The 7,749-nt window shown below is 47.1% G+C and carries 7 protein-coding genes; 2 read left to right on the forward strand and 5 right to left on the reverse strand.

Annotated elements, in window-relative coordinates; all coding sequences use genetic code 11:
* Positions 1–417 precede the first annotated feature (417 nt).
* A complete protein-coding gene (locus tag BV372_RS35705) occupies positions 418–678 on the reverse strand; it encodes a hypothetical protein (protein ID WP_143845450.1) in 261 nt (86 codons plus the stop codon).
* Positions 679–1,025: 347 nt separating this feature from the next.
* Here BV372_RS35705 and BV372_RS33060 point away from each other — a divergent pair, with 347 nt between their 5' ends.
* Entirely contained in the window at positions 1,026–1,526 is a 501-nt protein-coding gene (locus BV372_RS33060) for a hypothetical protein (RefSeq protein WP_086691500.1), read from the forward strand.
* A gap of 94 nt (positions 1,527–1,620) precedes the next feature.
* On the opposite strand, the gene BV372_RS37265 is transcribed toward BV372_RS33060, so the two are convergent.
* The 3 genes from BV372_RS37265 to BV372_RS37275 are packed head-to-tail and all read right to left on the reverse strand — an operon-like array spanning position 1,621 to position 5,375.
* Positions 1,621–3,036: a hypothetical protein gene (locus tag BV372_RS37265; protein WP_306299028.1), complete on the reverse strand. Its 1,416-nt coding sequence runs from the start codon at positions 3,034–3,036 to the stop codon at positions 1,621–1,623.
* Entirely contained in the window at positions 2,939–5,167 is a 2,229-nt protein-coding gene (locus BV372_RS37270; RefSeq protein WP_218776803.1) for a nitric oxide synthase oxygenase, read from the reverse strand. Before BV372_RS37270 ends, BV372_RS37265 begins: the two co-directional genes overlap by 98 nt.
* Positions 5,088–5,375 (reverse strand): hypothetical protein, encoded by a 288-nt coding sequence (locus BV372_RS37275; protein ID WP_218776804.1) that lies wholly within the window; start codon positions 5,373–5,375, stop codon positions 5,088–5,090. Before BV372_RS37275 ends, BV372_RS37270 begins: the two co-directional genes overlap by 80 nt.
* A gap of 618 nt (positions 5,376–5,993) precedes the next feature.
* On the opposite strand from BV372_RS37275, the gene BV372_RS35710 reads away from it, so the two are divergent.
* On the forward strand, positions 5,994–6,281 hold the full coding sequence (locus BV372_RS35710; protein WP_143845452.1) for a hypothetical protein: 288 nt from the start codon (positions 5,994–5,996) through the stop codon (positions 6,279–6,281).
* Between the two features lie 161 nt (positions 6,282–6,442).
* Here the strand turns inward: BV372_RS35710 and BV372_RS33075 are convergent.
* The coding region (locus tag BV372_RS33075) for a WD40 repeat domain-containing protein (protein WP_143845454.1) at positions 6,443–7,749 on the reverse strand (1,307 nt) is incomplete at its 5' end.

The raw sequence follows: 7,749 nt of genomic DNA on the forward strand, positions 1-7,749 counted from the left end.
CCTCAAAACGGTCACACTCCCTTCTTTCCTTCGTTTCAGCCCCTTTGTCACCCCTTCAGACGTTAGACCTTTATCCTTGCCCATTTTGGGTCTCCCAGTGTTAGTCCAGAGGGACATCAACCTAATTTCACTGGTTGCCTGTTACGGCAGTTAATAGCATTTTCGCGCTTCGCTACCCATGAGTTCTTGCTAGAAGGGATTTCAGGATAGGTTTCCCAATTACCTCCACTTAACTTCCCCGCTTTATCATTTAGTTTGCTACACCAAATAATAGGGGAAGCGCTTTCAACTCTGCACCTTGAGTGGCGGGACTTTCACCCACATGGTCATTAAGTTGTCAAGGTTCAGTTCAGCCGATACGATGGGCTGGAACGCTTGCTAGGCATACACTCAGGGCTGATAGCCTTTCGTTTTCGCCTAAACGAATCGCACCACATGATTCGGCATGACCACAAAAGCATCTAATTGAATGTGAGAAAAACGACGCGGAAGAGCCTGCCAAAAGGTGTGAACAATTATTCCCAGTTGATTATGCTGCATTTCCCCATTAATTACATCGCCAAACCAACATTGCTTTTTATACGTACAAATCGTCGTGAAATATGCAGCGATTTGGGTATAGTCATATTCTGGTAAACGAATAGAACGGCGATGATGTATTTTGGGGTTATATGTCATCCCAATTATCTTAAGTAATAATCATGAATAACAAGTATATTATATTGCTAAATGAAATATCTGATTGGTAAGGGCACAGCATCAACAATATTTCGGACAAGCGTATAATCCACTCATGCCGTGCCCCTACAGTAAAATCGAAATGTTTTGCGATCGCACTTGTCTATCTGTAGAGTAAACAAAGCATACCCAGTCTACTTTAGTAGACTTGAGCTATTAGCCCGCAATTTATTGCAGGGCGGGCTGACAACGTAGCAAATAGGCGATGTATTTAGTTGAGGAATTGAAGCACATCAGCAATCTGCTAGGTTATTTGTGCTTTAAGCTTAAAACTTGAACTTCTGAAGGTGAAAGTTGAGCCTTTGAGCTTGAACGTTGCGCCTTTGAGCTTGGCGGTTGCAGCTTTTATCCTCGAAGTTGTACCTTTGAGCCTGGCGGTTGCAGCTTTTATCCTCAAAGTTGCATCTTTGAGCCTGGCGGTTGCAGCTTTTATCCTCGAAGTTGCATCTTTGAGCTTGGCGGTTGCAGCTTTTATCCTCAAAGTTGCACCTTTGAGCCTGAACGATCGCACTTTTATCACGGGCGATGAGTTATTTATCAAAAATCATTGTGAGTGGAATGAAGTCAAAAGAGGCGATCGCAAGATTCGAGAATTGCTTTGCAAGGCTGGCGATGACAATTGTCTAGCCGGACTCGATACGATCCCAATTCTCCACAACTGCCTACCGATACAACCTCTTCCACCCAAACCAAATCCGACTTTCTTAATTACGAATTACGAACGAATTATTCTTTTGTGGCTTGCAAGTGCAAAAAATGCACCCGTCCTAATGCATCTCCAGCAATAACTCTCACCCCATCAGGAACGTCAAATGTTGAAAAGCAAAGCCAGGAAACTCCAAAGGGTTGTCTCCTGGCTTCTCTAGCTCAAGCTGAATTCGTTTATACCATCAAAGTTTGACTTTCGTCGGCAGTGACTGATTCTTCGCTAGTTTGTTTTACCTGCTCCAACCACTTTTCAGCTTTGGAGTAGTTATCTTTTTGCAGCTGTTGAATCGCTTGCTTAAAGTTGAGTTGCACGCCCCAAACGTCGGTATGGAAACGGTGTTCTTTCTTCATGGTGTCGAAGAATTCTACTGCTGCGATGTGCGAAAGGTTACCAACGGTTTTAGCGATCGCCATAAACACTTCAAATACATCATCTGCCATCTTTGCATCACCACAGACGTAGTAATGACACTGAGGATGACTCAGCAGTTGCCAAAGTTCTGTTGCTTTCTCCTGCATCAAGCCTTGAACGTACACCTTTTTATCGGTGAGACGGGAAAAGGCAACTTCTAACCCAGACAACACACCCTGGTTTTGCCAGGCGCTCAGTTGCGTTTTATATAGGAAGTCACTGTGATTGCGACAGCCAAAGTAGAGACACGCCTCACCTAACGGTGTTCCCTGCTGTAGCAGGGCTTCTCGATATTGCAGGAAAGCAATCAGCGGCGAAACGCCTGTGCCGGGCCCCACCATCAGCATTGGAGCTTGAGAATCGGCAGGTGGACGGAAACCAGAGGTGCGAACCCCAATCCGCACTTTCGCTCCTGGTTGCAGTCTAGTGAGATAGTTAGAGCAAAGCCCCTGCCGTACCTTGCCTGCATCGGTTTTGATTTGCAAAGCTCCTACCGTAATTTGGATCTGTTGGGGATGCAGCAACGGACAGGAGGAAATTGAGTAGAGGCGCGGCTTTTGCTTGGGTAACAGTTCTAGCAGTGCTTCTAAGGTAACGGGTGCCGAAGGAAACTCATCAAACAGATCGACAACGCTCATAAAGTTGTCGGTAATCGTTTTCTTGAGCGTTATGCTATCTGGATGCTCCTCGCCCTGGCGTAAAATCTCTAGCCAGATTTCTAAGCGCTGCTTTTCTTGTGAATTCTGTACCACTGAATAAAGGTACACCAGCAGATCGTTGAATGGCTCCCGTAACGCCAGATCGAGTTCTTCAGACAACAATTGCTGCACAGTTGTGGGAACAGCAACAGGCGGTTGGTCATCAGTTACTGTACCGTCCGGTGTAACATAGTTCGCGGTAAAGTAAGCATTCGCAGAAGCCCCGATGCGCGTACAAAGGCGATCGACTAGTTCCGGTGGATTGCAGGGGTAAACAGCAACGTGATCGCCCGTCTCGTACTGCAAATCTGTATTAGCAATATCGAAAACGATGTAACGAGTGGAACGGCTGCCAGGAATGACTTCTTGCAGCAGTTCATCATTAGCAACAACCGGGACGGCAATCCCGCGTTCGTGAAGCGTGTGCGTAGCACAATCGCCGACAGGTGTAGGCAGGGTTGGCAGAATGGTGATAGGCAGGCTCTAGGTAGAAATCGCGCATTTGGTGATGCCAAACTGGACAAGTACTGCCACCTGTGGCTGGAACTACCCAACCCCAATCGCCAGGACATTCTCGTCCGGCTTTCTTTTCGCGCAAGTCGTGAATCAAAAACTGACGAGACGCGGTTTGGTGATCCACCATTGTTACCTTGGCTTTTTGGAACGAGTGGAGGATGGCAACGTTCAGTTTCAGGGCTGCTTCATCGCGCCACAGCGTTTGCTCTGAACTAGTATCCAGTTTCAGGGCTTTGGCAATTTCCTCCATCTTGTTGTAGCGGTACTCATCGAGAAAGTCCCGCATGATTTCGGTGTCCATGTACCAGCCATTGAAGGGCATACAGCCATAATGAATGCCGCCAATATGCACCGAGAAATTACTAATGGCAGGAATCGCATACCAGCGCATTCCCAATTCTTTGAACTCTGGAATTGTGGGATGCTCAATCGGTACTTCCAGTACTTCCTCTGGCTGCCAGTGGTACATTTTCGGCTCCTGACCGGGAACCTCAATCACCAGCGGTAGAATGTCATATCCAGTGCGCGATTCGGGCGGTTGCCAGCCAAACTTGATAATGGCATTAGTTAATTCCAGGTTTGCCGGATCGCCTAAAATGCTGCCATCGGGTTGTTCATAGGCAGCATAGCGATAGAGTTGAGAATTCCAGAAGCGAGGGCCCCAGCGTTCTTTCGGCAGCCTGGGACGAAAGACCGTCATCGTAATCTGGAGATTACCGCCATTGGTGGCAAACTTGACGTGTTCCTGGCATTCGCGGAACATTTCATCAGGGTCAGTCACATGACGGCGATCGCGCACCACCATATTATTCCAGGCAATTCGCCCCACACATTTCGAGGCATTGCGCCACGCCACCTGAGTTCCATAGGCCAGTTCCTCATAGGTGTGGGTATAGGTTCGCGTCGCTTTTACTTCCTCACGGATCTCTTTCCACCGCCGTTCTTTGTCTTCCGGTTCCCATGCTTGTTCTGAGGAAATCAGATCGAGAAACTGCTTCGCTTTTTTCAGCAATCGCTCTTGGTTGAGCATCGGTAATTTAATCACGTTCACGACGCGATCGAATAATATTTGCCATGCTTGCCGCAGTTCTGGCGTGAAGTTAGGCAAATATTTCTCGAACAACACAAACATTGTGTCCGAGACGGCTGGATAGGCGCAGGAAGGCACATCTGCAAAACTGTGAACCTGTCCCAAAAATCGCAGTTCTTGCAGCATATTGTCGCTGCTGCCTGTCCGCAAACAGCGCACCAAAAATTCCACAGCCTGGAACAGGTGGAGCGAGAGATAATCCATATCTGCCCGTCCAAAAATCGGCAGCACAAACGGATATTTCTCAAACAAAATCTGGTAGAACTCCATGCCCATCTGCTGCTTATTCTGGCTAAATACCTCCCAGCAATCTGCCATTTGTTGCAGCATTTGGGGTGGCAAAGCATTCTCATAACGCTGCACTGCCTCTACCATTGGCAGAATCACATACGTGTTAAAGAACTTGTAGAGGCAAGAGTTTGCGCCTTTTTTCAGGTCTTCGCGATCGTATTCTTCCAGATACGGAGTCGACGGCAGCATCCACATCCACACTTGCCGTGCTTTAATCCAGTGCTGCGGACGCAGACCCATATCTGCAAATAACGCTCCATACTCCTCAACCGTATCAAAGCTGTCTCCTTTCTCCGGCGGCACCCCCATTAACGGCTCACCAACAATATTTTGAGTTTCGGGTTGAAGCTGGTGGATGGCACAATCAAACAACTCATAAAAGAAGTCGCTGACGCAGTCGATCGCTTCGCCAAACAAATACTCAAGCTCTGGTTCTTCTAATAATAACCGCTTGAAAAATTTCTCCATCTGCAACTCTTTCCATGCCCGCAGCTTGTTCCACACGTCTTTGACGATCACTTCGTCTTGGGGAGTGAGGAGCGTGGGCTGAGGCAAATCCACCTCTGCTTCTTCTGCTATACCATGAGTCCGGCGACGAGAACTGGATTGCTTGCTGAAGACCGTCACTGTGCTGCTACTGCCTTCGTCGGTGCTTTCCGTCAGACGTGCTTTTAGCTTCAGTTGCGGAGCTTGTTCCCAGGTCTGAATCGGCATTGCGATCGCCTTTCAAGTAATCCTGTGTAGCAAAGGTCACAGTTCCCGCATCCTGCCAGGGCTGACTAATATCGCCTTCGCGGTAGCAAAGCGTCAGCGCGATCGTGCAGTCTCCCTTATTCTTCAACTCGACTAACCAACTTGGCTGCATCCGAGCGAATAAATCCTTCTGCAACAAAGTTTCGTCTTCATTAGAGATAATTTGCACTCGGCACTTATACTTATAGCGGCTAGAGACAGGAAAATCCGTAGCAGAAACTTCAGTTAGGTGTACAATTCGCTCACGGCTAGAGGTTTGAAAATTAAGTATTTTAAAGTTTGGGAGGGAGCAGAGGAACCGAAAAGTTGTGGATTACACTCAAAAAATTATGATGTAATCTATCGCAAGATGTAATGTATCGCAATGATGAAGAAAGCGGCAGCTGCGCTCTATGTCTCTTAATATTTCTCAGCAGGTGAATCCCAAAGATATCTGTTACCTTACATTTGCTTTTTGAGTCGTTGTGAATCGTTCCCAGCCAATGCAATTACATCGAGCAATACTGCGATCGCTCTTGTCTAAGTGCTTATGCAAGAATATTTATGTCATTGCGAACGAAGTGAAGCAATCGCAAGGGCTGGGATTGCTTCGTTTCGCTTCGCTACACTCGCAATGACCATATATATTTAATTTGGCATGACTACTTATCTGTAGTCTATCCGTAAGCTGGGCACTGCTCACATGACAAAAGCCCTCAAAATCTTGCCGCTTCGCTTTCCTTAAGGAATCAATTTTCCATTTGAGCGCATCAGTCTACTTAAATAGAGTAAAAATTGTGCTTTTAGCTTGAAACTTGAACTTCTGAGCTTGAGCATTGCACCTTTGAACCTGACGCTTGCGGCTTTTATCCTCGAAGTTGCACCTTTGAGCTTGAACGTTGCGCCTTTGAGCCTGGAAGTTGCGGCTTTTATCTCGAACATTGCAGCTTTTATCTTGAACGTTGCGGCTTTTGTCCTCAACATTGCGCCTTTGATGCGGAAAATTGCGGCTTTTATCTTCAACGTTGCGCCTTTTTGCTTGAAAGCTGAGAAAATGAGCAAGAGCGATCGCACTTTGATGGCGGCTGATGAGTGAATTAACAACAGTCATGGTGATGGGAAGGAAATTAAAACAGGCGATCGCATAATTCGAGAATTGTTTTGCAACGTTAGCTATGACAATTGTCTAACCGGACTCCATATTATCCCCATTCCCCACAACTGGCTCAAACAAAATCCGCATTTCTTAATTACAAATTACTCTTCTTTGCTTTGTAACCGCAAAAAATGCATCCGTCCTGATGCATCTCCAGCAACAACTCCCATTCCATCAGGTGCAATAGCACAGCAATATATTGCACTTTCTCCTATGAAACTGGCAATTACTTCTCCAGTGTGCCAATTCCAGACCTTGAGGGTGTTGTCATATGAAGTAGAAATCACGTACTTGCCATCCAAGGTGAGGGCAACTGCTTTTACCCAGTTACGATGACCTTCTAGAGTCCGCAGTTCCTCCCCAGTTTGCCAATTCCAAATTTTGAGGGTCTTGTCATTGGAAGCAGAAATCACGTACTTGCCATCCGGGGTGAGGGCGACTGAATTTACCGAGTTACGATGACCTTCTAGAGTCCGCAGTTCTTCCCCAGTTTGCCAATTCCAGACTTTGAGGGTTTTGTCATTGGAAGCAGAAATCACGTACTTGCCATCTGGAGTGAGGGCGACTGAATTTACCGAGTTACGATGACCTTCTAGAGTCCGCAGTTCTTCCCCAGTTTGCCAATTCCAGACTTTGAGGGTTTTGTCAATGGAAGCAGAAATCACGTACTTGCCATCCGGGGTGAGGACGACTGCATTTACCGAGTTACTATGACCTGCCAAGGTTTGCAGTTCTTTTCCCGTTTGCCAATCCCATACTTTGAGGGTGTCGTCACGGGAACCAGAAATCACGTACTTGCCATCCGGGGTGAGGACGGCTGCATTGACCGAGTTACGATGACCCGCCAAGGTTCGCAGTTTCTCCACAGGTTGCCAATTCCAGACTTTGAGGGTCTTGTCATCAGAAGCAGAAATTACATACTTGCCATCCGGGGTGAGAACAACAGTATTTACCGAGTAATTATGACCTTCTAAAGTTTGCAGTTCTTCCCCAGTTTGCCAATTCCAGACTTTGAGGGTCTTGTCATCAGAAGCAGAAATTACGTACTTGCCATCTGGGGTGAGGGCAACTGCATTTACCGAGGAACTATGACCCGCCAAGGTTCGCAGTTCCTCCCCAGTTTGCCAATCCCAGACTTTGATGCTGTAGTCATGGGAACCAGAGATCGCGTACTTGCCATCCGGGGTGAGGGTAACTGCATTTACCGAGGAACTATGACCCGCCAAGGTTCGCAGTTCCTCCCCAGTTTGCCAATTCCAGACTTTGAGGGTCTTGTCAATGGAAGCAGAAATCACATACTTGCCATCTGGAGTTAGAGCAACTGCTTTTACCCAGTTACTATGACCCACCAAGGTTCGCAGTTCCTCCCCAGTTTGCCAATTCCAGACTTTGAGGGTCTTGTCAATGG

The organism is Nostoc sp. T09, assembly GCF_002154695.1.
GTDB lineage: Bacteria > Cyanobacteriota > Cyanobacteriia > Cyanobacteriales > Nostocaceae > Aulosira.